Genomic DNA, 24231 nt, shown 5'->3' on the forward strand with positions numbered 1-24231 from the left:
ATCCGAACTCACCGAGCACCGAGCGGCGGCGGCTTCGCCCGTACCCGGGCCTGCACCGCTCGGTCGCTCGGTGAGTTCGGATGTCCGGTGGCCTGTCGGCGACGGGCGCGGTCACACCTCGATGTGGGAGCCCATGATGACCGTGCGGTCGCCGGGGAGGCCGAAGTACTCGGCGGCGTCGGCCGTGATGTAGGACGTGGCGATGAAGAGGCGCTTGCGCCAAGGGGCCATCGTCGGGGCCTTGCCTCGGCGGAGCTCGATCTTCGAGAGGAAGTAGGACGCCTGGTCGAGGTCCAACGGCCCTTCGGTGTCGGCGGGTTCGAGCATCGCCAGGGTGGCGGGCACGTCCGGTGTCTCCATGTAGCCGAAGCGGGCGGTGACATGCACTATCCCGTCGTCGGTGAAGCCGAGGCCGTCCACGGCAAGGCGCTGGTCGGCCGGGACCCGGGGCACCGGCTCGGTCTCGATGGAGAGGATCACGACCTGCTCGTGCCGTACGTGGTTGTGCTCGACGTTGGCCCGCAGGGCGAGCGGCGCGGTCTCCTTGCCGCGGTTGAGGAAGACGGCCGTGCCGGGGACCGTGCGTGTCGGCTCCGTCCCGGTGCGCAGGGCGGCGATGAACTCGGGCAGGGAGCCCTCGTGCCGGGCCCGTTCCTCGGTGACGATGCTGCGGCCGCGCTGCCAGGTCGTCATGACGGTGAACGTGGTCAGGCCGATCAGCAGCGGCAGCCACGCGCCGTGGACCAGCTTGGTCAGGTTGGCCGCCACGAACAGCAGGTCCACGAAGAGCAGCACGCCGGCACCGATGCCGATGAGCCACTTGGGCGCACCCCACTTCGCGCGGGCGACGTAGAAGAACAGCAGTGTGGTGATGGTGATGGTGCCGGTGACCGCCATACCGAACGCGAAGGCCAGCGCCGCGGAGCTGCGGAAGGCGAAGACCAGGGTGAGGACCGAGACCATCAGCAGCCAGTTGATCCAGGGGACGTAGATCTGGCCGATGGTGGATTCGGAGGTGTGCGCGATCCGCAGTCTCGGGAGGTAGCCGAGCTGGGCGGCCTGGGAGGTCACCGAGTACGCGCCGGTGATCACCGCCTGGGAGGCGATCACCGTGGCCGCCGTCGCGAGCAGGATCATCGGCCACCTGCCCCAGTCGGGCACCAGCAGGAAGAAGGGGCTGCTGATGTTCTTCGGGTCGTCGAGGATCAGCGCGCCCTGGCCCAGGTAGCTCAGGATGCAGGCCGGGAAGACGAGGAGCAGCCAGGCGCGGGTGATGGCCCGGCGGCCGAAGTGCCCCATGTCGGCGTAGAGCGCCTCGGCGCCGGTGACCGCGAGCACGACCGCAGCCAGCGAGAAGAAGGCGGTCCCGAAGTGGCCGAACAGGAAGCTCAGGGCGTAACTCGGCCACAGCGCCCGGAGGATGTCCGGGTGCTCGGTGATGCCGACGACGCCGCACGCGCCGATGGCAAGGAACCAGGCGATCATGACCGGGCCGAACACCCGGCCGACCGCCGCGGTGCCCCGGCGCTGCACCAGGAACAGGATCACGATGATCACCGCGGTGATGGGGACGACCGCGCTGTCCAGGGACGGCTCGACGACCTTGAGCCCCTCGACCGCGGAGAGCACCGAGATCGCCGGGGTGATCATGCTGTCGCCGAAGAACAGCGACGCGCCGAAGATGCCCAGCGCGGCCAGGACGGTGGCGGCCCGCTTGCCCCGCTGTGAGGACCAGCGCCGCAGCAGGGTGATGAGCGCCATGATGCCGCCCTCACCGTCGTTGTCGGCGCGCATCGCCAGCAGTACGTAGGTGACCGTCACGATGATCATGACCGACCAGAACACCAGCGACACCACGCCGTAGACGTTCTGCGTGGAGACCGGGACGGGGTGCGGGTCGTCGGGGTTGAACACGGTCTGGAGGGTGTAGATCGGGCTGGTCCCGATGTCACCGAAGACCACGCCGAGGGCGCCGATCACCACCGCGAGCCGCACCGAGTCGCGCGCCAGCTGTCTGTGGGCCTCCTCAGGCCCCGCCGACGCGGTCTCCTGCCGACTGTCGGCCATGACGAACCTCCTCCTCGCGGGCCGTCGTGCGGACGGCCCGGTCCCGTGCATCAGTGCGGACATTACCGATGCAGTGGTCCGATCGCCGGTAGAGGGGGTGTCGGTTCGCGAAACGTCGGTGCCCCGGGCGGGTCGGCCGGCGTGAGGGAATGCCGACCCGCCCGGGGGTGTCTACAGCAGCCCCTCCGCCAGCGGCCCCAGGGACAGGGCCGACAGGAAGTTGAGGAGCGCCAGCATGAGGGCCGCGCCGGTGGCCAGGGCGACGAAGTTCACGCCGCGGGCCTGGAGCGTGCCGACCGTGACCACGCCCGGCTGCTGACGGGCCAGCCGGCCGGCGAGGGCGAGCAGGAACACCATCGGGACGTAACGGCCTATCAGCATCGCGGCCGTCACCAGCATGTTGTGGAACTCGGTTGCACCGTTGAAGCCCGCCATCGCGCTGCCGTTGCTGTTGACGTTGGAGGTGTACGCGTAGACCAGCTCCGTCAGCCCGTGCGGTCCGGGGTTGCCCATGGACGACTGCCCCTCCCCCAGCGCGATGGCGAGGGCGGCGCAGCCCAGGACGGCGGTCGGGGCGACCAGCGCGTACAGGACGACGTAGCGCATCTCCGGGAAGCCGATCCGCTTGCGCAGGTACTCGGGCGTGCGGCCGACCATCAGGCCGCCGACGAAGACGGCGATCATGACCGCCATGATCAGGCCGTACAGCCCGCTGCCGGTGCCGCCGGGGGCGATCTCACCTCCGGGCGAGGGCCGGGCCGTCGCTCGCCCGGAGGGGGAACAGGGCTGCGACGCGGGGCTAGAGGCCGACGTCGCGGCTGCGGATGTCCTCCAGGGACTCCCGGCGCACCAGGAGCCGGGCGTGTCCGTCGCGCACGGCGGCTACGGGCGGGCGGCCGACCAGGTTGTACCCGGAGGCCATGGACAGGTGGTAGGCACCGGCGACCGGGACGGCGAGCAGGTCTCCGGGACGGACGTCCGCGGGGAGTTCGACGTCGGTGGCGAGCACGTCGCCGGCCTCGCAGTGCCGGCCGACGACGGTGACGGGAGCCCGGTCCGCGGTGGTGCGGCGACCGACGAGACGGGGCGCGTAGCGGACTCCGTACAGGGCGGGCCGCGGGTTGTCGCTCATGCCGCCGTCGACGGCGACGTACGTGTGCGAGCCGGTGCGTTTGACGGCGAGCACGCGGTACAGCGCGATGCCCGCAGGTCCGGCGACGGCCCGCCCCGGTTCGATGATCAGGCGGGGCACGGGCAGCCCGGCCGCCGCGCACGCCTCGGCCAGCTCGGTACGGACCTTGCGGGCCAGGGTGGTCAGGTCCAGGGCCTGCTCACCCGGGCGGTAGGCGATGCCGTGTCCGCCGCCGAGATCGAGCTCCGGCAGGAGGAGGCCGTGCTGCTCGTGCAGCCGTGCCATCAGCCCCACGATGCGCCGCACGGCGGCCAGATACGGCTTGACGCTGGTGATCTGGGAGCCCAGGTGGCAGTGCAGGCCGGTGAGTTCGAGCTGTGGCTGGTCGAGTATCCGGGCGATGGCGTGCTGGGCGTACCCGTCGGAGATGCTGAGGCCGAACTTCTGGTCCTCGGTACCGGTCCGGATCTTCTCGTGGCCGCCCGCGCTGATCCCGGGCACCACCCGGACCATGACCTTCTGGTGGCCGTGCGGGCCGACGGCGGCGGCCAGCCGGGCGATCTCCGACGGACTGTCGATGACGATACGGCCCACGCCCAGACGCAGCGCCGACTCCAGGTCGCGCGGGGACTTGGCGTTGCCGTGCAGCACGATCCGCTCGGCGGGGAAGCCCGTGGTGACGGCCAGCTCCAGTTCGCCGGCCGAGCAGACGTCGAGCCCGAGGCCCTCCTCCTGCATCCAGTGGATCATCGCGCGGCACAGGAACGCCTTGGCCGCGTACAGGATCTCGGTGTCGGGGAAGGCGTCCCGGTAGATGCGGCACCGGTCGCGGACCTCGGACTCGTCGAGGACGTAGACGGGGGTGCCGAAGCGGTCGGCGACCTCGGCGAGCGGTACTCCGCCCACCGCCAGGTCACCCGGGCGGGGCTCGGCGGTGGACGCGGGCCAGACCGAGAGGTCACCGGCGAGGGTGGTGACGGCGGTGTCGTGAACAGAAGTCATCGTGCCCCCTCTCAGGCGACGCGCAGAGCGAGCGCGGGGACGACGGGGTGCACCGGCCGGGCGGCCCGTGCCGTGAACTGGGGATCCACCGTGACGGTGGCGATTCCGAGCGGTTCGGTCAGCGCGCGCAGCGCGGGCTCGGCGAGCCTGATCCACGCCTGCCCGGGGCCGAGCGTCGCGATCAGCCGGTTCTCGGAGGTGAAGCCGACGGCCGTACGGTCGCCGAGAGGGGTGCGGAAGACACGCGTCACACACCCCGAGGGTCCCGACCGGACGGGGACGAACAGAGGTCCGGCCGGGAACCGTTCAGAAGGTTCCGGGTCCTCGCCGCACAGGATGTCTTGCATGGGTTACCTCCGGAGACCGGGACCCGAGCGAGTTCGGGTGGGGTCGGGTCGAGTGGCTTGACGGCCCCGGACGCGAGGAGGCGGAAGGGGGCTCACCGATGACGCTATGCCCGCCCGGTGCGGTGATCCGCCCGCTCATGACGCAACGCTGACGGGCATCGGGCGAACGCTGACGCAGCGCTGACACCAGCGCCGATCCGGCTTCGCGGGTGCCGTCAGAATCACGCCAAGAACCGGCCGGCGGGCTGTTCGAAGGCCTCGGCGCGGAGGTGGGATGGACGTGGTTTCCATAAGGTTCGCCGACGCGGGACGGCCCGTCGGCGTGTGAGGACGGGTCCGCCCGTCGGCGTGTGAGGAACGGTGAAGCGATGTCCGAGTCCGACGCACCCTCAACCGCGCGACGAGTCCTGGTCGGAGTGAGCGGTTCGCCGGGAAGTCTGACCGCCCTGTGTCGGGCCGTGGGTGAGGCCCGGCGCCGGGGTGCCGAGCTGTGGCCGGTGCTGGCCTGGGAGCCGCCCGGCGGAGATCCCCTCGCACGCCGCTCACCGGCCGCGTCCCAGCTGATCCCGGAGTGGGAGAGACGGGCACGGGAACGGCTCCTCGCGGCGCTGTGCAACGTATTCGGCAGCGCCGACACGGGACTTGCGGGGCAGGCTCTCGTCGCTCGGGGTGCCCCGGGTCGGGCGCTGGTCGGGTTCGCCGACCGCGACGACGATCTCCTCGTCGTCGGCACCGGGCGCCGTCGTCTCCTGCGCCGCGCGCTGCGGCCGTCGGTCGGCCGCTACTGCCTCGCGCACGCCGCCTGTTCCGTCCTCGCCGTGCCGCCGTCGCCGCTGGAGGCCGCGCTGGCCGCCGCACACCGCCGGAACACCTGGCGGCTGCGGCTGGACACCCGTCACCTGGAGATGGAGTGCGAGACCATGCCGCCTGAGATCCGACGACCTCCTGAGATCTGACGTCCTCAGGCCCGCCGGTCAGGAGGTGGCCGCGGCCGGCAGGTCCGGCTGCTCCGTCCGGCGCTGCGGTGCCGTCGGCACGCTGAGCACCATCGTGAGACCGCCGCCGGGGGTGTCCTCGGCGCTCAGGGTGCCGCCCACGGCCTCCGCGAAGCCGCGGGCGACCGCGAGGCCGAGGCCGACGCCGTTGCCGCGCGGAGAGTCGCCGTAGCGCTGGAAGGGCTCGAAGATGCGGTCCTTGGCGTCGTCGGGGACGCCGGGTCCACGGTCCACGACCCGCACCTCGACCCGGTCCGCGATGGCGCTGGCCGAGACCAGGACCTTCTCCCCCGGCGGGCTGTACTTGACCGCGTTCTCGACGACGTTGGCGACGGCCCGCTCCAGCAGCCCCCGGTCCACGCGCACCATGGGCAGCGTCTCCGGGATGTCCAGCTCCACGCTGTCCTCGGGCACCCCGCCGAGTGCCATCGGGACGACCTCGTCGAGGTCGGTCTCGCGGAGGATCGGCGTGACGGTACCGGTCTGGAGCCGGGACATGTCGAGGAGGTTGCCCACGAGATGGTCGAGCCGGTCCGCCCCCTCCTCTATGGCCTCCAGCAGCTCCGCCCGGTCCTCCTCGGACCACTCCACGTCGTCCGAACGCAACGAGGTGACCGCCGCCTTGATCCCGGCCAACGGGGTGCGCAGGTCGTGGCTCACGGCGGCCAGCAACGCGGTGCGGATCCGGTTGCCCTCGGCCAGTTCCCTGGCCTGGCCGGCCTCCTGCTGGAGCCGCTGCCGGTCCAGTACGACGGCGGCCTGGGCGGCGAACGCGGCGAGCACCCGGCGGTCGGCGGCCGGCAGCACGCGTCCTGACAGCGCCAGGGACATGTGGTCGCCGACCGGCACGTCGACATCGGCGTCGTCGGGGTCCTGGCAGGGGCAAGGGCCCACGCTGCCCGCGCAGGTCCACGGATCCGTCTCGCCGGCCCGCTCCAGCAGAGCGGCCGACTCCATGCCGAAGGTCTCCCGGACCCGCTCCAGCAGCTCCTCCAGACTGGTCTCGCCGCGCAGGACGTTGCCCGCGAGGAAGGACAGGATCTCGGACTCGGCGCGCAGCCGGGCCGCCTGGTGGGTGCGCCGGGCGGCGAGGTCCACCACCGAGGCCACGGACACGGCGACGCCCACGAAGATGGCTATGGCGACGATGTTCTTCGGGTCGGCGATCGTCAGGGTGTGGACGGGCGGGGTGAAGTACCAGTTGAGCAGCAGGGAGCCCACGACCGCGGACGCCAGCGCCGGGGCGAGACCGCCCACCAGGGCCGCCGCCACCGTCAGGGTGAGGTACAGCAGCATGTCGTTGGCGAGGCCGACGCTCGGGGTGGCGCTGGTGAGCAGCCAGGTCAGCAGGACCGGACCGAGCACACCGACGAGCCAGCCCCAGACGACACGGTTCCGCCCCAGACGCGCTCCGCGCGCCACCGGCAGTCCGCGGCCCTTGCCCGCCTCGTCATGCGTGATCAGATGGACGTCCAGATCCGGACCCGACTCCCGGGCGACTGTGGCGCCGACGCCCGGCCCGAAGACGTACTGCCAGCTGCGGCGCCGGGAGACGCCGAGGACGATCTGGGTGGCGTTCACCCCGCGTGCGAAGTCCAGCAGCGCGACGGAGACATCGTCGCCGACGACCTGGTGGAAGGTACCGCCGAGATCCTCCACCAGCGTGCGCTGGACGGCGAGTTCCTTCGGGGAGGCGGAGGTCAGCCCGTCGCTGCGCGATATGTAGACGGCCAGCACCTCACCGCCGGCGCCCTTCTCGGCCAGCCGCGCCGCCCGGCGGATGAGGGTGCTTCCCTCGGGACCGCCGGTCAGACCGACCACGATCCGCTCCCGTGAGCCCCAGATCGTCGAGACATGGTGCGCGCTGCGGTACTCGGTCAGATACGCGTCCACCCGGTCAGCCACCCAGAGCAGGGCGAGTTCGCGCAGGGCGGTCAGGTTTCCGGGCCGGAAGTAGTTGGACAGGGCCGCGTCGACCTTGTCGGGCTTGTAGATGTTGCCGTGCGCCATACGACGGCGCAGGGCCTCCGGGGACATGTCGACGAGCTCGATCTGATCCGCGCGCCGGACGACCTCGTCCGGGACGGTCTCGCGCTGCCGCACTCCCGTGATGGACTCCACGACGTCGCCGAGGGACTCCAGGTGCTGGATGTTGACGGTCGAGACGACGTCGATGCCGGCCGCGAGCAACTCCTCCACGTCCTGCCAGCGCTTGGCGTTGCGCGAGCCGGGAATGTTCGTGTGGGCGAGCTCGTCCACGAGGGCGACGGCGGGAGCGCGCCGCAGGACGACGTCCACGTCCATCTCGGTGAAGGTGCTGTCGCGGTACTCGATCTCCTTCCGCGGGATCTCCTCCAGACCGTGCAGCATCACTTCGGTACGAGGCCGGTGGTGGTGCTCCACGAACGCGACGACGCAGTCGGTGCCCCGTTCGACCCTGCGGTGGGCCTCGGAGAGCATGGCGTAGGTCTTGCCGACGCCGGGTGCGGCGCCGAGGTAGATCCGGAGCTTTCCGCGTGCCATGTCATCCTTCGAAGCGGTAGCCCATGCCGGGCTCGGTGATCAGATAACGGGGGTGGGCGGGGTCCGTCTCCAGCTTGCGGCGCAACTGGGCCATGTATACCCGCAGGTAGTTGGTCTTGTTGCTCTGTGAAACGCCCCAGACCTCCTGCAGGAGGTACTTCTGCGTGATCAGCCGGCCCGGGTTGGTCACCAGGATCTCCAGCAGATGCCATTCGGTCGGGGTCAGCCGTACGTCCCGTCCGCCCCGTACGACCTTCTTGGCGAGCAGGTCGATGCTGAATTCCCCGGTCTCGACCAGTGTCGTCTCCGGAACCAGCGGAGCGTCCTCGTTACGACGGACGGCCGCGCGCAGCCGGGCGAGGAGTTCGTCCATGCTGAACGGCTTGGTGATGTAGTCGTCGGCGCCCGCGTCGAGCGCGGCGACCTTCTCGTCGGACGCCTGACGGGCGGACAGGACGAGGACCGGCACCCGGGTCCAGCCGCGCAGCGCCTTGATGACGTCGATGCCGTCCATGTCGGGCAGACCGAGGTCGAGCATCACCACGTCGGGCTGGCGGGCAGCGGCGAGCCGCAGGGCGGTGGCGCCGTCCGGGGCGGCGTCGACGCCGTACTTGCGTGCCTGCAGGTTGATGACGAGGGCCCGTACGAGCTGCGGGTCGTCCTCCACCACGAGCACCCGGGTCATGGGTGTGTGCCCTTCCTTTCGTACGTCGGGCCGAAGGGCGCCGAACGCGAGGCAACCGACTGTGCGGGGACGGGAGTCGGCGGGTCCAGGAACGCTCCCGGCCGCCAACTCCCGTGTGTGTCACGTCATCCCATCAGTGCTTCGCCAGAAGGTCCTTGAGCGCGATGTTGAGTTCGAGGACGTTCACCCGGGGCTCGCCGATGAAGCCGAGGGTGCGGCCGTCGGTGTGGTCCTTCACCAGCTTCTCCACCTGGGCCACGGAGAGGTTGTTCATCGCGGCGACCCGGTGGACCTGGAGCTCGGCGTAGGCCGGGGAGATGTCCGGGTCCAGGCCGGAGCCGGAGGAGGTGACGGCGTCGGCCGGCACCTGGGAGGGCTTGACCGTGTAGCCGGGTACCGAGTTGTCCTTGACGACGGCGGCCTTGGCGTCCTTGACCTGCTGGATCAGCACCTTGCTGTCGGCGGAGAGGTTGGTCGCACCCGAGAGGATCAGCTTGTACTGGGTGTTGACGCTGTTGCTGCCGAGCCCGTTGGCCGGACGGCCCTGGAACCACTGCAGGTCCGCGTCCGGCGTCTGCTGCCCCTTCTTCAGCGGCAGGTCGTACGACTGCCCGATCAGGGACGAACCGGCCACCTTCCCCTCCGACTTGATCTCGGAGCCGTTCGCCTTGTCGTGGAACGCGGCCTGGGCGATGCCGGTGACGACCAGCGGGTAGATGACACCGGTCACCAGGGTCAGCACGAGCAGCGCCCGCAGGCCCGCACCCAGCAACCGGGCTGTGTTCGTAACGGAGTTGTTCATGGCGATCAGCCGATTCCGGGGATGAGGGAGATGAGCAGGTCGATGATCTTGATGCCGATGAACGGGGCGATCAGTCCGCCGATGCCGTAGATCGTCAGGTTCCGGCGCAGCATCTTGTCGGCGCTGACCGGCCGGTACTGCACGCCCTTGAGGGAGAGCGGCACCAGCGCGACGATGATCAGCGCGTTGAAGATGACGGCCGACAGGATCGCGGAGTCGGGTGAGGACAGGCCCATGATGTTGAGCTTGTCCAGGCCCGGGTAGACGGCCGCGAACAGCGCCGGGATGATCGCGAAGTACTTCGCGACGTCGTTGGCGATGGAGAACGTGGTCAGCGCACCCCGGGTGATGAGGAGCTGCTTGCCGATCTCGACGATCTCGATGAGCTTGGTCGGGTTGGAGTCGAGGTCGACCATGTTGCCGGCCTCCTTGGCGGCCGACGTGCCCGTGTTCATCGCCACGCCGACGTCCGCCTGCGCGAGGGCGGGGGCGTCGTTGGTGCCGTCGCCGGTCATCGCGACCAGCTTGCCGCCCGCCTGCTCCCGCTTGATGAGGGCCATCTTGTCCTCGGGGGTGGCCTCGGCGAGGAAGTCGTCGACACCCGCCTCCTCGGCGATCGCCCTGGCGGTCAGCGGGTTGTCACCCGTGATCATCACGGTCTTGATGCCCATCCGGCGCAGCTCGTCGAACCGCTCCCGCATGCCGTCCTTGACGACGTCCTTGAGATGGATGACACCCAGGATCCGGGCGCCCTCGGCGTCCTCGACCGCGACGAGGAGCGGGGTGCCGCCCGCCTGCGAGATGGCGGCCGCGAGCGTGTCCGCGTCCTCGGCGACGGTGCCGCCCTGCTCCTGGACCCAGGCGATGACCGATCCGGCCGCGCCCTTGCGGATCTTGCGGCCGTCGACGTCCACGCCCGACATCCGGGTCTGGGCGGTGAAGGCGATCCACTCGGCGTGCGCCAGCTCGCCCTGGTGCCGCTCCCGCAGCCCGTACTTCTCCTTCGCCAGTACGACGATGGAGCGGCCCTCGGGGGTCTCGTCGGCCAGCGAGGAGAGCTGGGCGGCATCGGCCACCTCGGCCTCCGTCGTACCGCTGACCGGCACGAACTCGGAGGCCTGCCGGTTGCCGAGGGTGATGGTGCCGGTCTTGTCGAGCAGCAGCGTGGAGACGTCACCGGCGGCCTCGACCGCACGGCCCGACATCGCCAGGACGTTGCGCTGCACCAGCCGGTCCATACCCGCGATACCGATCGCCGACAGCAGCGCGCCGATCGTCGTCGGGATGAGGCAGACCAGGAGGGCGACCAGCACGACCATCGTCAGATGGGTGCCCGCGAAGTCCGCGAACGGCGGCAGGGTGGCGACGGCCAGCAGGAAGACGATCGTCAAGGACGCCAACAGGATGTTGAGGGCGATCTCGTTCGGGGTCTTCTGCCGGGCCGCGCCCTCGACCAGGCTGATCATCCGGTCGATGAAGGTCTCGCCCGGCTTCGTCGTGATCTTGATGACGATCCGGTCGGAGAGGACCTTCGTACCACCCGTCACCGCGGAGCGGTCGCCGCCGGACTCGCGGATGACGGGAGCCGACTCACCGGTGATCGCCGACTCGTCGACCGAGGCGACGCCCTCGATGACGTCACCGTCACCGGGGATGATGTCACCGGCCTCGCAGACGACCAGGTCACCGATCCTCAGCTCGGTCCCCGGCACCTGCTCCTCGCTGTCACCCACCAGGCGGCGGGCGACGGTGTCGGTCTTGGCCTTGCGCAGGGTGTCGGCCTGGGCCTTGCCGCGTCCCTCGGCGACCGCCTCCGCGAGGTTCGCGAAGATCACCGTCAGCCACAGCCAGGCACTGATCGCCCAGCCGAACCAGTCGCCCGGGTCCTTGAAGGAGAAGACGGTGGTCAGGATCGAGCCGACCCACACCACGAACATCACGGGCGACTTGACCATCACCCGCGGGTCCAGCTTGCGGCAGGCCTCGGGAAGGGACCTGACCAGCTGCTTGGGATCGAACAGGCCCGCGCCGACACGGCCTTCGGCCGGCTTGTGCCCGGTGGGCGCGTCCTGGTGGGGCGCAAGGGTGGGAGTGGACATGGTGTCCTCGTGGGCTTCCGTTCGGGTGGTCATGACGCCAGCCCCTCGGCCAGCGGGCCCAGCGCCAGCGCCGGGAAGTAGGTCAGACCGGTGATGATCAGGACCGCGCCGACCAGCAGGCCGGTGAACAGCGGCTTCTCGGTGCGCAGGGTGCCGGCCGTGGCCGGGACGGGCCGCTGCTCGGCGAGCGAGCCGGCCAGCGCCAGCACGAACACCATCGGCAGGAAGCGGCCGAACAGCATCGCGAGTCCGGTCATGGTGTTGTACCAGTCGGTGTTCGCGTTCAGACCGGCGAACGCCGAGCCGTTGTTGTTCGCCGCCGAGGTGAAGGCGTACAGCACCTCGGAGAACCCGTGCGCACCCGAGTTCAGCATCGAGTGCGGCGGGGTCGGCAGGGCCATCGACGCGGCCGCGAAGACGAGCGCGAGCGCCGGGGTGATCAGGATGTAGATCGCCGACAGCTTGATCTCACGCGCACCGATCTTCTTGCCCAGGTACTCGGGCGTACGGCCCACCATCAGACCGGCGATGAACACCGCGATGACCGCCATGATCAGGATGCCGTAGAGGCCGGAGCCGGTACCGCCGGGCGCGATCTCGCCCAGCATCATGCTGAGCAGCGTGATCCCGCCGCCGAGGCCGGTGAAGGAGGAGTGGAAGGAGTCCACCGCACCCGTCGACGTCAAGGTGGTCGACACCGCGAAGATCGACGAGCCGCCGATACCGAAGCGGACCTCCTTGCCCTCGTACGCGCCGCCCGCGAGCTGGAGCGCCGGGCCGTGGTGGGCGAACTCCGTCCACATCATCAGCGCCACGAAGCCCAGCCAGATGGCGCCCATGGCGGCGAGGATCGCGTAGCCCTGCTTCACCGAGCCGACCATCACACCGAAGGTCCGGGTCAACGCGAACGGAATCAGCAGGATCAGGAAGATCTCGAACAGGTTCGTGAACGGGGTGGGGTTCTCGAAGGGGTGGGCGGAGTTGGCGTTGAAGTAACCGCCGCCGTTCGTACCGAACTCCTTGATCGCCTCCTGCGAGGCGACCGCCCCGCCGTTCCACTGCTGCGAGCCGCCCATGAACTGGCCGACCTCGTGGATCCCGGAGAAGTTCTGGATCGCACCACAGGCCACCAGGACGATCGCGGCGACGGCGGCGAACGGCACCAGGATACGGATCGTGCCGCGCACCAGGTCGGACCAGAAGTTGCCGATCTCACCGGTGCGCGAGCGCGCGAACCCGCGCACGAGCGCGACCGCGACCGCGATACCGACGGCGGCGGAGACGAAGTTCTGCACGGCCAGACCGGCGGTCTGCACGACGTGACCCATGGTCTGCTCGCCGTAGTACGACTGCCAGTTCGTGTTCGTCACGAACGAGACGGCCGTGTTGAACGACTGCGCCGGATTGACCGAGGAGAAGCCGAGCGAGCCGGGCAGCACGCCCTGCAGCCGCTGCAGGAGATAGAGGAAGAGGACACCGACGAACGAGAAGGCGAGCACTCCGCGCAGATAGGCGGGCCAGCGCATCTCCGTGTCGGGATCGGCGCCGATGCCCCTGTAGATCCACCTCTCGACGCGCCAGTGCTTGTCGGAGGAGTAGACCTTGGCCATGTAGTTGCCGAAGGGTATGTAGCAGAGCGCCAGCGCGCCTATGAGCGCGGCGAGCTGGAGCACGGCGGCGGTTACGGGACCCATGACGTGTCTCAGAACCTCTCCGGGAAGATCAGGGCGAGGACGAGATAGCCCAGCAGGGCGACGGCCACGACCAGGCCGACGATGTTCTCGGCGGTCACAGCTTCGTCACCCCCTTGGCGACGAGAGCCACCAGCGCGAAGCCCGCGAGCACGGTGACGACGAAGGCCAGATCGGCCATCGTGAACTCCTGGAGTGAGGTTCGAAACGGACTCGGACGGTTAGAGCAAACCGCCTCCCTGGCCGGAATCGACCGCCGTTGACGGCTCCCTTACGGCGACCCACACGGCTTTGACGGGACTCTTACGGCGGGACGATCACGCAGGTCGCAGCCGGTGCCGGAATCAGAACAGGTGGAACCGCAGCCGGCAGATCACCGCGTCGGTCTCCCGGCGCACGGCATGCGCGACCACCGCGCCCCGCTGGTTCTGCAGCAGCCGCTGCCACAGCCGCCCGGGCTCCGCCTCAGGGATCAGCACGGTCACCCGGGTGGCCGGCTCGGTGGCGGCCGTCTCACGGACGTACGCGGCGATGGGGCGGCCCAGCGTGCGCCGCGCACAGCTCAGCCGTACCAGCGGCACCCCGGGGTCCCACTCCGCCCAGGCGCGCTCCAGGGCGTGTATCTGGGCCCGGTCCTCGGGATCGGGGTAGCAGACGGTCACCGCGCGGACCTCGTCACCGAGGGAGGCGGCCGCGGTCAGGGCCTCCGATGTCAGACGGGAGATCGACGAGACGGGGACGATCACCAGCGAGCGCTCGCGGTACGGGGTCTCGGGTATGCGGCCGAGGCCCAGGCGCTCGCTGATCCTGCCGTAGGCCCGGTGGACGGTCTCGAAGGCGACGACGAGCAGCGGGAGCGTGATCACGATCAGCCATGCGCCCTCTTCGAATTTCGACGCGGCGACGACGACGGTCGCCACGCCGGTGAGAAGGGCACCGGAGCCGTTGAGCAGCGCCTTGCCGCGCCATCCCCGGCCGCGTTCCAGCCGCCAGTGTCTGACCATGCCGACCTGGGCGATGGTGAAGCCGACGAAGACGCCGATCGCGAAGAGCGGCACCAGGGTGTTGGTGTCGCCGCCGGAGAACACCAGGAGCGCGGCCGAGACCGCGGCCAGGGCGAGCACGCCGTGCCGGTGCACCTGACGGTCGGCCTTCAGGGCGAAGACGTGCGGTGCGTAGTTGTCGCGGGCGAGCAGTTTCAGCAGTACGGGCAGACCACCGAAGGAGGTGTTCGCGGACAGCGCGAGCAGGATCATGGTCGCGAACTGGATGACGTAGAAAGCCCAGTTGTGGCCGAGGGAGGCGTCCGCGAGCTGGGCGAGGACGGTGACGCCCTCGACCGGCTGGAGGTGGAATCGGCCGATGAGCACCGACAGGCCGATGAGCATCAGACCGAGTACGGCGCCGAGCGCCACCTCCGCCCGCTGGGCCCGCCTGACTCGGGAGCGGCGGAAGGAGGGCACCGCGTTGGCTATGGCCTCCACGCCCGTGAGCGCGGCACAACCAGAGGCGAAAGCTTTCAGCAGGAGCAGGGCGCCCACGGTGGAGGCGTTGTCCGCGACGACCGAGGCATGCCCGGCCGCGGTCGCCGTGCTCACCGGGTGGGAGCGGAACAGACCGACGACGATGAGCACGAAGATCGATCCGACGAACACGACGGTCGGCACGATGAACGCCTTCGCCGACTCCACGATCCCGCGCAGATTGACGCCCGTGATCAGCGCCAGCACCACCAGACACAGCCACAGCCGGTCGTCGTACAACGCCGGGAAGGCGGACGTCAGCGCGGCCACGCCGGCGGTGACGGCGACGGCCACGTTGAGGACGTAGTCCAGCACCAGCGAGGCCGCCGCGACCAGACTGGTCCGTGCACCCAGGTGCGTCCGCGCGACGGCGTACGAACCGCCGCCGTCCGGGAAGGCCGCGATGACCTGCCGGTACGAGGCGACCAGTACGGCCAGCAGGGCCGCGATGGCCAGGGTGACGGGCAGCGTGAAGCCGAGGCCGTGCGCACCGGCGGCGGCCAGCACCAGCACGATCGCCTCCGGCCCGTACGCCACGGACGCCATCGCGTCCAGCGACAGCGCGGCGAGGCCGGTGACGGCGGTCAGGCGGTGGCGCTCGCCGGTATCGGGCGGCTCCGCATCGGCGGGGACGGCGCCCGGCGCGGTGGTCAGGACGGTCATGGGTGCGCGCTCCTTCGTGGTTCGGCCGCGCACCAGGGCCCAGGGGTGCACGGTTGCCCCCAGGTTCTGTCCCTTTCCCGCGCCGTCCGGCTTTTCCTGGCGGCTTCTTCGCGCCCGAGCGGCCGAATCTGACGGGATCTTGACGGTCCGGGCTGCGGGCGGCCTGACTCGGCCGTCATCCGGGCGACGCACACACAGAACCGCTCGATGGGCGAGCGGACGGGCCGGACGGTGCCGGGGAGGGAGCAGGAGACCGCCCGCGCCCTGTTCAAGGCTTCCGGTCTGGAATGAGCCCCGGGCCGGCTCGCTCAGGTGGCCGGTCCCGACGTGTCCAGGGCGGCGCCCGTCTGGTCGGCCAGGGTGGCCGCGACCAGCCGGGCCTGGAGCGGGGGTACGGGGCCCGGCCCCGGGGTGAGCATGAAGCGGCCGAGGTAGCGGGTGTTGCCGTGGACGCGCAGCTCGATCCGGCCCTCGGGCCAGCCTTCGGCGTCCACGTCCCAGGTGCGCCTGCCGACCGTCACGCTGCCGTCGTCCCGCAGCCGAGGCGGCTGTCCCAGCAGGGTGCCGTACTCGAAGCGGCAGGCGTCCAGGCCGAGCAGTTCGGTGAGTTCGCGGCGGACCTCGTCGACCACGGTGTCCGCGTCGAGGGCCGCGACGCGGTGGATACGCGCGAGGTGTGCGGCGTCCGTGACTGTGATCACCTCCAGGCGGCGGGCCCGGGCGGCCAGTTGGGACACGATCAGGCCGACGGCCAGCAGCAGGACCGCCGTCGCGATGTCCGTCGAGGAGGTGATGCCGAAGGTCTCGTACGGCCGTGTGAGGAAGAAGTCGAACCAGGCTCCCGTCGACAACGCGGCCACCACACCTGCCGTACGACTGCCCAGCGCGGCCACCGCGACGACGACCACCACGAGGACCAGTGCGGCATTGGTGTGCGACACGCTCGCGCGGAAGGGGACCAGCGCGAGGCTCGCCAGGAAGGGGGCGAACAGTCCCGCCGCCAGGGCGAGCCGGTCCCGCAGGGGCCAGGTCCACGGCGTGGCCGGGGTTCCTCCCCCACGGTGCAGTTTCCAGGTACCGGTACCGGTCACTGTGCTCATCACGCACCTCCTGCGCTCTGCTCGGTCGGTACGGCGCTCAGGGCCCGGGGAGCGAACGGCAGCGACACCACCATCGTGAGGCCGCCGCCGGGTGTGTCCTCGGGGCCGAGGGTGCCGTTCATGGCTTCGGTCAGGCCGCGGGCGAGGGCGAGTCCGAGGCCGAGGCCGGTCGTGTTGTCGGTGTCACCGAGTCGCTGGAAGGGCTCGAAGAGACGATCCCGGCCCACTGCCGGCAGGCCGGGCCCCCGGTCCACGATCCGCAGCTCCACCCGGCCGGCCAGGGCGCTGGCGGTCACCAGCACCTTCTTGCCCGCCGGTGTGTGGCGGGCGGCGTTGCCGACCAGGTTGGCGATCACCCGTTCCAGCAGCGGCGGGTCGGCCAGCACCGCCGGGATCGCCTCCAGGTCCGCCACGTGCACGTCGGGGACGTCCGTGAGTGCCATCGGGAGGACCTCTTCCAGTGAGGTGGCCCGGAGGTTCAGGGGCAGGACCCCCGCCTCCAGGCGGCTGAGGTCGAGGAGGTTCTCCACCAGCCGGTTGAGCTTGGCCATGGACTCGTCGGCGGTGGCGAGGAGTTCGTCCCGGTCCTCCGCGGAGAACTCGACGTCACGGCTGCGCAGCGAGGTGACCGCCGCCCAGCCCGCGGCGAGCGGGGTGCGCAGGTCGTGGCCGACGGCCCGCAGCAGTGCCGTACGCAGCCGGTCGGCGGCCTTGACCGGCTCCACCTCGGCGGCGGCCGCGGCGAGCCGGGCCCGTTCGACCGCGGAACCGACGTGCGCGGCGAACGCGGCCAGCACCCGCCGCTCGGACGACGAGAGTGTGCGGCCCCGCAGCGCCAGCCAGGCGCCGGGACCGGCGGGAACGGCCGTCACGCCCGTGTCCTCGGGCGGCTCGTCCACCAGCTCCACCGATTCCATGCCGAACGTCTCGCGGGTGCGCTCCAGCAGGGCGGGGATGGTCGCTTCCCCGCGCACGATGCTGCCGGCCAGGGACGACATGGTCTCCGCCTCGGCCGTCGCGCGGGCGGAGCGGCGTGACAGGCGGAGCGACCGGTCCACCACGGCGGCCACTATGGCGGCCACCACCGCGAACACCGCGAGGGCGAGCAGGGCGTTCGGATCGTCGAGGGTGAAGGCGCCGATGGGCGGGATGAACCAGTAGTTGAGCAGCAGGGACGCCGTCACGGAGGCGATCACCGCCGAGGTGACCCCGCCTATGCAGGCCACGCCCACCACGGCGAGCAGGAACAGCAGGGCCTCGCTGGTCAGGTTCAGGGTCCCCCGCAGCTGGGCGAGGACGACCGTGAGCAGCACGGGCAGCACCAGGCCGGTCACCGGACCGGCGATCAGCCGGGCCGTGGACAGGGTGCGCCGCCGCGAGGGCAGGAGCGTGCCTCGGCCGGCGCGTTCATGGGTGACCCGGTGGACGTCGATGTCGCCGGACAGCTCGGTGACGGTCTCCCCCGTGCCGGGCCCGGTCAGGAACCGGGCCAGCCGACCGCGGCGGCTGGTGCCGAGGACGAGCTGGGTGGCGTTCTCGGCGCGCGCGAACTCCACCAGGGCGGTGGCCACGTCGTCGCCGACCACCGAGTGGTAGCTGCCCCCGAGGTCCTCGACGAGCCGGCGCTGCCGGGCCAGCGAGGCGTGCGAGACGCCCGCCGCGAGCCCGTCGCTCCGGGCCACGTGCACGGCGAGCAGGTCACCGCCCGCCGACCGATCGGCGATGCGCGCGGCCCGTCGTACGAGTGTGCCGCCCTCCGGACCGCCGGTCAGGGCGACCACGACCCGCTCCCGGGTCTCCCACACCCTGCCGATGCCGTGCTGCGAGCGGTACTCCTGCAGTGCCTCGTCGACCCGGTCGGCCGTCCACAGCAGTGCCAACTGCCGCAGAGCGGTGAGGTTTCCGGGCCGGAAGTAGTTGGCCAGGGCCGCGTCGATCTTCTCGGGGGTGTAGATGTTGCCGTGCGCCATCCGGCGGCGCAGCCCGTCGGGGGGCATGTCCACCAGCTCGATCTGCTCGGCGCGCCGGACGACGTCGTCGGGCACCGTCTCGTGCTGCGGTACCCCGGTGATCTTCTCGACCACGTCGTTGAGGGACTCCAGGTGCTGGATGTTCAGCGCGGTGACGACGTCGATGCCGGCGTCGAGGAGCGCCTCGATGTCCTGCCAGCGTTTGGGGTTGCGGCCCTCTCCCGGGACGTTGCTGTGCGCGAACTCGTCGACGATCGCCACCTGGGGGCACCGGGCGAGCAGCGCGGCGAGGTCCATCTCCTCGAACCGTCCGCCGCGGTAGGTGCAGGACGTGCGGGAGACGGTCTCCAGGCCGTCGAGCATCGCCTCCGTGCGCGGCCGCCCGTGGCACTCCGCGAACCCCACCACCACGTCCGCCCCGCGAGCGGCGCGGCGCCGCCCCTCGTCGAGCATGCGGTAGGTCTTGCCGACTCCCGGGGCCGCCCCGAGGTAGACCTTCAGTCGTCCGGGCCGTACGTCACTCATCGCCGCCGACGCGCTCCGCTCACTGGATCAACTCCCCTGACCACAGGGGTCTCTCCCTCCCAAGGAAGCCCCCTAGCGGGCCGGTCGGCGCGGTTGTTAGCGCTTCCTTGGCGGCGTTCCCGGGGACCTTGACACTGTCTTGACGTGAGCCGGCCCGATAGGGTGGGAACAGGTGTGCCGGGAAGTCTGGTCGGCCGGGAGCCATGGTGGCTCCTGTTGGGCCCCAGGGGGACGGCATGCGCAGCGTCGGAACGGTTCTCGCCCTCGTGGTACTGGCCACGGTGGTCGCCACTTTCGCCCGCCGTTGGCGCATCCCGGCCCCCTCCCTGCTGGTCGTCGCCGGTCTCGCGGTGGCCCTGCTGCCGGGCACCCCGCAGATCGAGATCAGCCCCGAGATCATCGGTCTGGTCGTGCTGCCGCCGCTGCTGTACGCGAGCGCGGAGGACATGCCCTGGCGCGAGCTGCGCGCGGTGTGGAAGCCGGTCGGGATCCTCGCCATAGGGCTGGTGCTCGCCTCGGCCGCCGCCGTGAGCGCGGTCGCGGTGTGGGTGACGCCCCTGTCCTGGCGGATGGCGTTCGTGCTGGGGGCGGTCCTGGCCAGCACCGACCCGGTGGCGGTCACCGCGCTGGGGCGGCGGCTCTCGCTGCCGCCGAGGGTGCAGGTGCTCGTCCAGGCGGAGAGCCTGTTCAACGACGCGACCTCCCTGGTGCTGGTCCGGGTGGCGGCCGGGATCGCGGTGGCCTCCGCGGCAGCCGACTGGGGTGCGGCGGGCGGCCAGTTCCTCGTGCTGGCCGGTGGCGGCACCCTGATCGGCGCCGCGGTGGCCGGAGTGATCACCCTGATCCGGCGGCGCACCGAGGACCCGGTGCTGGAGACGGTGATCGCCCTGGTCACCCCGTACGCCGCCTATCTCCTGGCCGAGGCGGCGCACACCTCCGGCGTGACCTCGTGCGTGGTCGCGGGCGTGGTCCTCGGCGGCCGCGGCGACCGCCTCACCAACGCCCGCATAAGACTCCAGCTGCACGCGGTCTACGGCACGGTGGTGTTCCTGCTGGAGAGCGTGGTGTTCTCCCTCATCGGCCTGGCACTGCCCGCGGAGGTGCGGGCCCTGGCCGACGGCGACCGGGCGTGGCCCCTGTACGCCCTCGCGGTGGCCGGCACGCTCATCGCCGTACGGCTGCTGTGGATCGCTCCGCTGTCGGCGGTCGTGCAGCGCAGGGGCGCGCTGGGCCGTATGAACTGGCGGGTGCCGATGGTGCTGACCTGGGCGGGCACCCGGGGCGTGATGCCGCTGGCCGCCGCCCTGTCCATCCCGGAGATCGCGAAGGACGGGACCGCCCTGGCGGACCGGCCGCTCGTCCTCGTGCTGACCACCTCGGTCGTGGTCGTCACCCTGGTCGTGCAGGGCTTCACCCTGGCCCCGGTCGTCCGCCGCTCCGGCATCGCGCTGGAGCCCGCCCACACCGAGCGCGAGGAGGTCGAGGCCCGCTCCCGTCTCGCCCACGCCGGTCTGGGCCGCCTGGAGGAGCTCGCGGAGCTGGAGGCAGTACCCGAGATCGTCCTCGACCGGCTCCGCCGGGGCCTGACCGCCCGCCTCGAAGACGCCCGCGACCGCCTCGCCGACACCGACGGCACCGCCACGCCGACCGAGTCGGCCGACCTGGTCTACCGCCAGCTGCGCCGCGACCTGATAGCCGTGGAGACGACGGAACTGCAGCGCCTGTACGACACCCACCGCATCAGCGACACCACCCGCCGCCGGCTGCAACGCTCCCTGGACCTCGAAGAGACCCGGCTGACGGACGCCTGACGGAACTCGGCCAGCCTGGGCCGCAGGCCGAGGACGGCGAGGGCGGCGGCAACCGCCGGCAGCCCACCCGCCCACGGGAGCAGACCGGTGACCGGTGACCGCCGAGCGGCCCGCGGCGGCCGAGGCCGTGATGCGTATGCGCACGTCAGAAGGGCATCAGAGAACGGCAGCCGCGCTTGCCCCCGCTCTGCGGCAGGCTTCCACGGACGACGTGAACAGCGCCTGGCTCCTTCAGGAGACCGCCCGGCAGCTCGCCGAGCGCGGCGCCACCGTGCTGCTGCACGGCCGTACGGCCGACGAGGCCCGCGCCGCCGCGGACCGCCTCATCGCCACCGCGGGCATCGAGGCGGACCAACTGTGCACATACGCAGCCGACTTCGCGCGCCTCGACGAGGTCGAGGCCCTCGCCGGCAAGGTCGTCACCGAACACCCGCACCAGCGGGAATTCCATAATGCGGCATCAGCGCGGAATATCACTGGTTATCGCGAAGTAAGAGATTTCTTATCAATGGAACCCGGCCTCCGACCGCTCCCTCCTGCAGGGCAGAGAAGGAGGCCGAAATGGGCGACAGCCCGACGAAGACGAGCAACGCGCTCACGCAGCGGTTCACACCGAGACCCGCTTCACCGCCTCAGCGGCGGCCGTGGCGTTTCAAGCTGAGGAAGGCGCTGCCTGCACTGACGTTGTTCGCCTCCGTGCGGCTGACCGGCGTGATCATGGCGACCTTGTGGTCGCTGCACCTCGGCAAGCACCCGCGAACCGTGCTCGGCCTGGAATGGGACGGCCACTGGTACTGGCACGTCTCCCAGTACGGCTACGGCCTGGTCATCCGCCCGAAATGGGGCCACAGCGTCTTCAACGACCTGGCGTTCTTCCCCCTCTTCCCGGGCCTGATCCGCGCGGTGGACACGGTGCTGCCGATCGGCCCGGTCAATGTGGCGCTGCTCATCGCATGGAGTGCCGCCCTGGTGGCGGCCTGGGGCGTGTACGCGGTCGGGGAACTGTTGCACGGACGTCGCGTCGGGTTCCTCCTCGTGGCGCTGTGGGCGCTGATGCCGCACGCGATCATCCTGACGATGGCGTACACCGAGCCCCTCATGACCGCCTTCGCCGCCTGGTCGCTCTACGCCGTGCTGACCCGCCGCTGGCTGGCCGCGGCGACGCTGGCGGTGCTGGCCGGGCTGTGCCGTCCCAACGGCCTCGCCGTGGCGGCCGCCGTCGTCACCGGCGCCCTCGCTCACCTCTGGCAGCTGCGCCGCGCCGGTGCTCCCACCGCTCCGCGCGCCTGGGCGGCCGCCGCCACGGCTCCCCTCGGCTGGCTGGGCTACGTCGGCTGGGTGGGGCTCAGAACGCACAATCCCGTCGGCTACTTCCACGTACAGAGCCTCTGGGGCTCGCGGTTCGACTTCGGCCGCTACACCGCCCACATGTTCAAGCACCTGGTCGTCGGGCACGACACCCTCGTCGTCTATCTGACGGCCGCGATCATCCTCGGCTCCGTGCTGCTGTTCGTCTTCTGCGTCCTGAACAGGATGCCCTTGCCCCTGCTCGCATACTGCGCGGTCCTCATCGTGATCGCCGTCGGCGGCACCCACTTCTTCACCAGCAAGCCGAGGTTCCTGCTGCCGGCCTTCCCTCTGCTGATCCCGCTCGCCCGGCATCTGGCGCGGAGCCGCCTGCGCACCATTGTCGTCCTGCTCACCGCCCTGGCAGTCGTCTCGCTCTTCTACGGCACCTACCTCCTCACCGTCTCCCCTCGGGCCCTGTGACGGGAGGGCCGGCCGTGACGGGTATGACCACGACTGCCGACGCCGACCCTCAACTGCGGGCGGGCTCGGGGCCGTTCACCATGTCCAGCCATGGCCGCCGCCGTTGTTGAACAGGGCCAGGACGCCGGTGGTGATGACGAGGTACCGGGTGAGGGGCCCCTGACGGCCCAGGGCCGCCAGAGCCCAGGCGAGGGCCGTGTACCAGGGCATCGACCACGGCGCGGTGAGAATCCAGGCGAAGACGAGCACGAAGGGCACGGCGACCACGGCGGGGCGCCCGGCCGGGACCCGGCGGTGGAGCAGCCGGGCAAAGGCGAGCATCAGGACGGGCCAGAGGAGTCCGGGGGCGGTGGCGGCCGCTTGGGGGCCCAGGTACCTGGTGCCGAAGTATTCGAGCACCGCCCACGGGGAGGGTGAGGAGACCTGGTGCGAGGCACCTGAAAGCGGGGCGAGGGCATGGACGCCGTAGACGCCGTAGAGGACGGCCAGAATCAGCACGGCGGCACCTGCCTGCCGGGCGGCCGGTCGCCAGGCGCCGGAACGCAGCAGGGGCCAGGCCAGACCGACGCCGAGCAGGGCGGCACTGATCTTGACGGCACACGCCAGGCCCACCAGCCCTCCGACGACCAGATCGTGGTGCCGTCCCACGGCTCTGCGGCCGACATGGACCGCGCACACGGCCAGGCAGGCGACGAGGGTGTCCAGATGCCCGCCCGCGACCAGCACCCCGACCAGCAGCGGGTTGGCGCTCCACAGCAGGGCGGCGCGCACCGGGTCGTCGGCGGTGCGGATCAGCAGGCAGCCGGTGCCCAGGAAGACGGCCGCGTTCGCCAGCATCAGCGCCCAGATCGTCAGCCACGGCAGGTTCCCGCCGACGACCGCGGCGCCGGCCTGCCACCACGTCGCCACCGGCCCGTACACGGATGGCGTGTGCCGCCACGCGTCGCTCACCAGATGTGCATAGGCGCCTCCCAGCCGGGCGGGCGTCGTCACGTACGGGTCGCCGCCGAGCGCGGCGATCCGGCCGTACGCGGCGTAGCTGGCCGTGTCGGAGGAGCCGACGGGGGTGAGGTTGGCGACGACGAGCGCGGCGACCGCGCCGGCTCCGAACAGGACTTGCGGTTTCGGTCTCCAGCCCTGTTCGTGGGCGCGCAGCAGGGCGAGTGCGCCCAGGCAGGACAGCACGATGGCGGCGTAGGTGACGGCCGCGGAGGCAGTGCCCGGCATGGCGGGCAGCCGAAGCCGGCTGATCGGCGCACGCAGGGTGTTGTGATTGGGTGCGCTCGCGCCGACCAGCGCGAACAGCGCGACGCCGGCCACGGATGTCCAGATGGCCGCGGCGGGCCGTCGCCGGGCGGCGGCCCCCGGTGGCGACGGGCGGACCGAGCGGATACGCACCGCGAAGCGCGCAGCCCACTGATTGCTGTCGGTCGTCACACGTCACTCACCGGGTCGCCGTCGAGTCCTGTCCACTGTGTCAGCTCGCTGCGAGGAGCGCGGTGCCGATCTTGTTCGCGACGTTACGG

General features: G+C 71.0%; 18 protein-coding genes. 3 read left to right on the forward strand and 15 right to left on the reverse strand.

What is annotated here, in order from left to right; translation table 11 throughout:
- Nucleotides 1-111: 111 nt before the first annotated feature.
- The 4 genes from EDD90_RS11690 to EDD90_RS11705 form a co-directional block, all read right to left on the reverse strand.
- Entirely contained in the window at nt 112-2067 is a 1956-nt protein-coding gene (locus tag EDD90_RS11690) for a potassium transporter Kup (protein ID WP_123972949.1), read from the reverse strand.
- Between the two features lie 171 nt (nt 2068-2238).
- Nucleotides 2239-2802: a potassium-transporting ATPase subunit KdpA gene (locus EDD90_RS11695; RefSeq protein WP_260328721.1), complete on the reverse strand. Its 564-nt coding sequence runs from the start codon at nt 2800-2802 to the stop codon at nt 2239-2241.
- 64 nt (nt 2803-2866) lie between these two features.
- A complete protein-coding gene (gene lysA, locus EDD90_RS11700) occupies nt 2867-4201 on the reverse strand; it encodes a diaminopimelate decarboxylase (protein ID WP_123972951.1) in 1335 nt (444 codons plus the stop codon).
- Between the two features lie 11 nt (nt 4202-4212).
- Nucleotides 4213-4548, reverse strand: a complete 336-nt coding sequence (locus EDD90_RS11705; protein ID WP_123972952.1) for an SAV_915 family protein — start codon at nt 4546-4548, stop codon at nt 4213-4215.
- A gap of 368 nt (nt 4549-4916) precedes the next feature.
- On the opposite strand from EDD90_RS11705, the gene EDD90_RS11710 reads away from it, so the two are divergent.
- On the forward strand, nt 4917-5504 hold the full coding sequence (locus EDD90_RS11710) for a universal stress protein (protein WP_123972953.1): 588 nt from the start codon (nt 4917-4919) through the stop codon (nt 5502-5504).
- A gap of 18 nt (nt 5505-5522) precedes the next feature.
- On the opposite strand, the gene EDD90_RS11715 is transcribed toward EDD90_RS11710, so the two are convergent.
- The 9 genes from EDD90_RS11715 to EDD90_RS11755 all read right to left on the reverse strand — a co-directional run bounded on the left by EDD90_RS11715 (nt 5523) and on the right by EDD90_RS11755 (nt 19124).
- The gene (locus tag EDD90_RS11715; protein WP_123972954.1) at nt 5523-8066 is read right to left on the reverse strand and encodes a sensor histidine kinase KdpD; all 2544 of its coding nucleotides are present in this window, start codon (nt 8064-8066) and stop codon (nt 5523-5525) included.
- Between the two features lies 1 nt (nt 8067).
- A complete protein-coding gene (locus EDD90_RS11720; protein WP_123972955.1) occupies nt 8068-8751 on the reverse strand; it encodes a response regulator in 684 nt (227 codons plus the stop codon).
- A gap of 133 nt (nt 8752-8884) precedes the next feature.
- Nucleotides 8885-9553, reverse strand: coding sequence for a potassium-transporting ATPase subunit C (locus tag EDD90_RS11725; RefSeq protein ID WP_123972956.1), 669 nt, complete (start codon nt 9551-9553; stop codon nt 8885-8887).
- A gap of 5 nt (nt 9554-9558) precedes the next feature.
- Nucleotides 9559-11685 carry a potassium-transporting ATPase subunit KdpB gene (kdpB, locus tag EDD90_RS11730; RefSeq protein ID WP_185149046.1) on the reverse strand — a complete coding sequence of 709 codons (2127 nt, stop codon included), beginning with the start codon at nt 11683-11685 and terminating at the stop codon, nt 9559-9561.
- Nucleotides 11682-13346 (reverse strand): potassium-transporting ATPase subunit KdpA, encoded by a 1665-nt coding sequence (gene kdpA / locus EDD90_RS11735; protein WP_123972957.1) that lies wholly within the window; start codon nt 13344-13346, stop codon nt 11682-11684. The genes kdpB and kdpA overlap by 4 nt, the downstream gene beginning before the upstream one ends.
- 8 nt (nt 13347-13354) lie before the next feature.
- The gene (gene kdpF, locus EDD90_RS11740; RefSeq protein WP_016434100.1) at nt 13355-13444 is read right to left on the reverse strand and encodes a K(+)-transporting ATPase subunit F; all 90 of its coding nucleotides are present in this window, start codon (nt 13442-13444) and stop codon (nt 13355-13357) included.
- A gap of 243 nt (nt 13445-13687) precedes the next feature.
- Nucleotides 13688-15529, reverse strand: a complete 1842-nt coding sequence (locus EDD90_RS11745) for an APC family permease (protein WP_123972958.1) — start codon at nt 15527-15529, stop codon at nt 13688-13690.
- A gap of 308 nt (nt 15530-15837) precedes the next feature.
- The gene (locus EDD90_RS11750; RefSeq protein WP_123972959.1) at nt 15838-16629 is read right to left on the reverse strand and encodes a DUF4118 domain-containing protein; all 792 of its coding nucleotides are present in this window, start codon (nt 16627-16629) and stop codon (nt 15838-15840) included.
- Nucleotides 16629-19124: an ATP-binding protein gene (locus tag EDD90_RS11755; protein ID WP_123972960.1), complete on the reverse strand. Its 2496-nt coding sequence runs from the start codon at nt 19122-19124 to the stop codon at nt 16629-16631. Before EDD90_RS11755 ends, EDD90_RS11750 begins: the two co-directional genes overlap by 1 nt.
- 236 nt (nt 19125-19360) lie before the next feature.
- On the opposite strand from EDD90_RS11755, the gene EDD90_RS11760 reads away from it, so the two are divergent.
- Entirely contained in the window at nt 19361-20935 is a 1575-nt protein-coding gene (locus tag EDD90_RS11760; protein WP_123972961.1) for a Na+/H+ antiporter, read from the forward strand.
- A 145-nt stretch (nt 20936-21080) separates the two neighbouring features.
- Here EDD90_RS11760 and EDD90_RS59010 read toward each other — a convergent pair whose 3' ends face one another.
- Nucleotides 21081-21386 (reverse strand): hypothetical protein, encoded by a 306-nt coding sequence (locus tag EDD90_RS59010; RefSeq protein WP_185149047.1) that lies wholly within the window; start codon nt 21384-21386, stop codon nt 21081-21083.
- A 110-nt stretch (nt 21387-21496) separates the two neighbouring features.
- Between EDD90_RS59010 and EDD90_RS11770 the strand changes: the two genes are divergently transcribed.
- Complete coding sequence (locus EDD90_RS11770; RefSeq protein WP_260327815.1) at nt 21497-22705, forward strand: hypothetical protein; 1209 nt, start codon at nt 21497-21499, stop codon at nt 22703-22705.
- Nucleotides 22706-22780: 75 nt separating this feature from the next.
- Here EDD90_RS11770 and EDD90_RS11775 read toward each other — a convergent pair whose 3' ends face one another.
- Nucleotides 22781-24142 (reverse strand): hypothetical protein, encoded by a 1362-nt coding sequence (locus EDD90_RS11775; protein ID WP_123972962.1) that lies wholly within the window; start codon nt 24140-24142, stop codon nt 22781-22783.
- Nucleotides 24143-24231 lie beyond the last annotated feature (89 nt).

This window comes from Streptomyces sp. Ag109_O5-1 (assembly GCF_003814875.1).
In the GTDB taxonomy this organism is placed as follows: Bacteria; Actinomycetota; Actinomycetes; order Streptomycetales; family Streptomycetaceae; genus Streptomyces; species Streptomyces sasae.

Bases quoted from the DNA above. Each gene is read 5' to 3' on its own strand.
- EDD90_RS11755 (WP_123972960.1), bottom strand. From the start codon at position 19,124: ATGAGTGACGTACGGCCCGGACGACTGAAGGTCTACCTCGGGGCGGCC.
- EDD90_RS11760 (WP_123972961.1), top strand. From the start codon at position 19,361: ATGCGCAGCGTCGGAACGGTTCTCGCCCTCGTGGTACTGGCCACGGTG.
- EDD90_RS11745 (WP_123972958.1), bottom strand. From the start codon at position 15,529: ATGACCGTCCTGACCACCGCGCCGGGCGCCGTCCCCGCCGATGCGGAG.
- EDD90_RS11720 (WP_123972955.1), bottom strand. From the start codon at position 8,751: ATGACCCGGGTGCTCGTGGTGGAGGACGACCCGCAGCTCGTACGGGCC.
- EDD90_RS11750 (WP_123972959.1), bottom strand. From the start codon at position 16,629: ATGAGCACAGTGACCGGTACCGGTACCTGGAAACTGCACCGTGGGGGA.
- EDD90_RS11690 (WP_123972949.1), bottom strand. From the start codon at position 2,067: ATGGCCGACAGTCGGCAGGAGACCGCGTCGGCGGGGCCTGAGGAGGCC.
- EDD90_RS11705 (WP_123972952.1), bottom strand. From the start codon at position 4,548: ATGCAAGACATCCTGTGCGGCGAGGACCCGGAACCTTCTGAACGGTTC.
- EDD90_RS11725 (WP_123972956.1), bottom strand. From the start codon at position 9,553: ATGAACAACTCCGTTACGAACACAGCCCGGTTGCTGGGTGCGGGCCTG.
- EDD90_RS11710 (WP_123972953.1), top strand. From the start codon at position 4,917: ATGTCCGAGTCCGACGCACCCTCAACCGCGCGACGAGTCCTGGTCGGA.
- EDD90_RS11770 (WP_260327815.1), top strand. From the start codon at position 21,497: ATGGGCGACAGCCCGACGAAGACGAGCAACGCGCTCACGCAGCGGTTC.
- lysA (WP_123972951.1), bottom strand. From the start codon at position 4,201: ATGACTTCTGTTCACGACACCGCCGTCACCACCCTCGCCGGTGACCTC.
- kdpA (WP_123972957.1), bottom strand. From the start codon at position 13,346: ATGGGTCCCGTAACCGCCGCCGTGCTCCAGCTCGCCGCGCTCATAGGC.
- EDD90_RS59010 (WP_185149047.1), bottom strand. From the start codon at position 21,386: ATGGAATTCCCGCTGGTGCGGGTGTTCGGTGACGACCTTGCCGGCGAG.
- EDD90_RS11715 (WP_123972954.1), bottom strand. From the start codon at position 8,066: ATGGCACGCGGAAAGCTCCGGATCTACCTCGGCGCCGCACCCGGCGTC.
- kdpB (WP_185149046.1), bottom strand. From the start codon at position 11,685: ATGACCACCCGAACGGAAGCCCACGAGGACACCATGTCCACTCCCACC.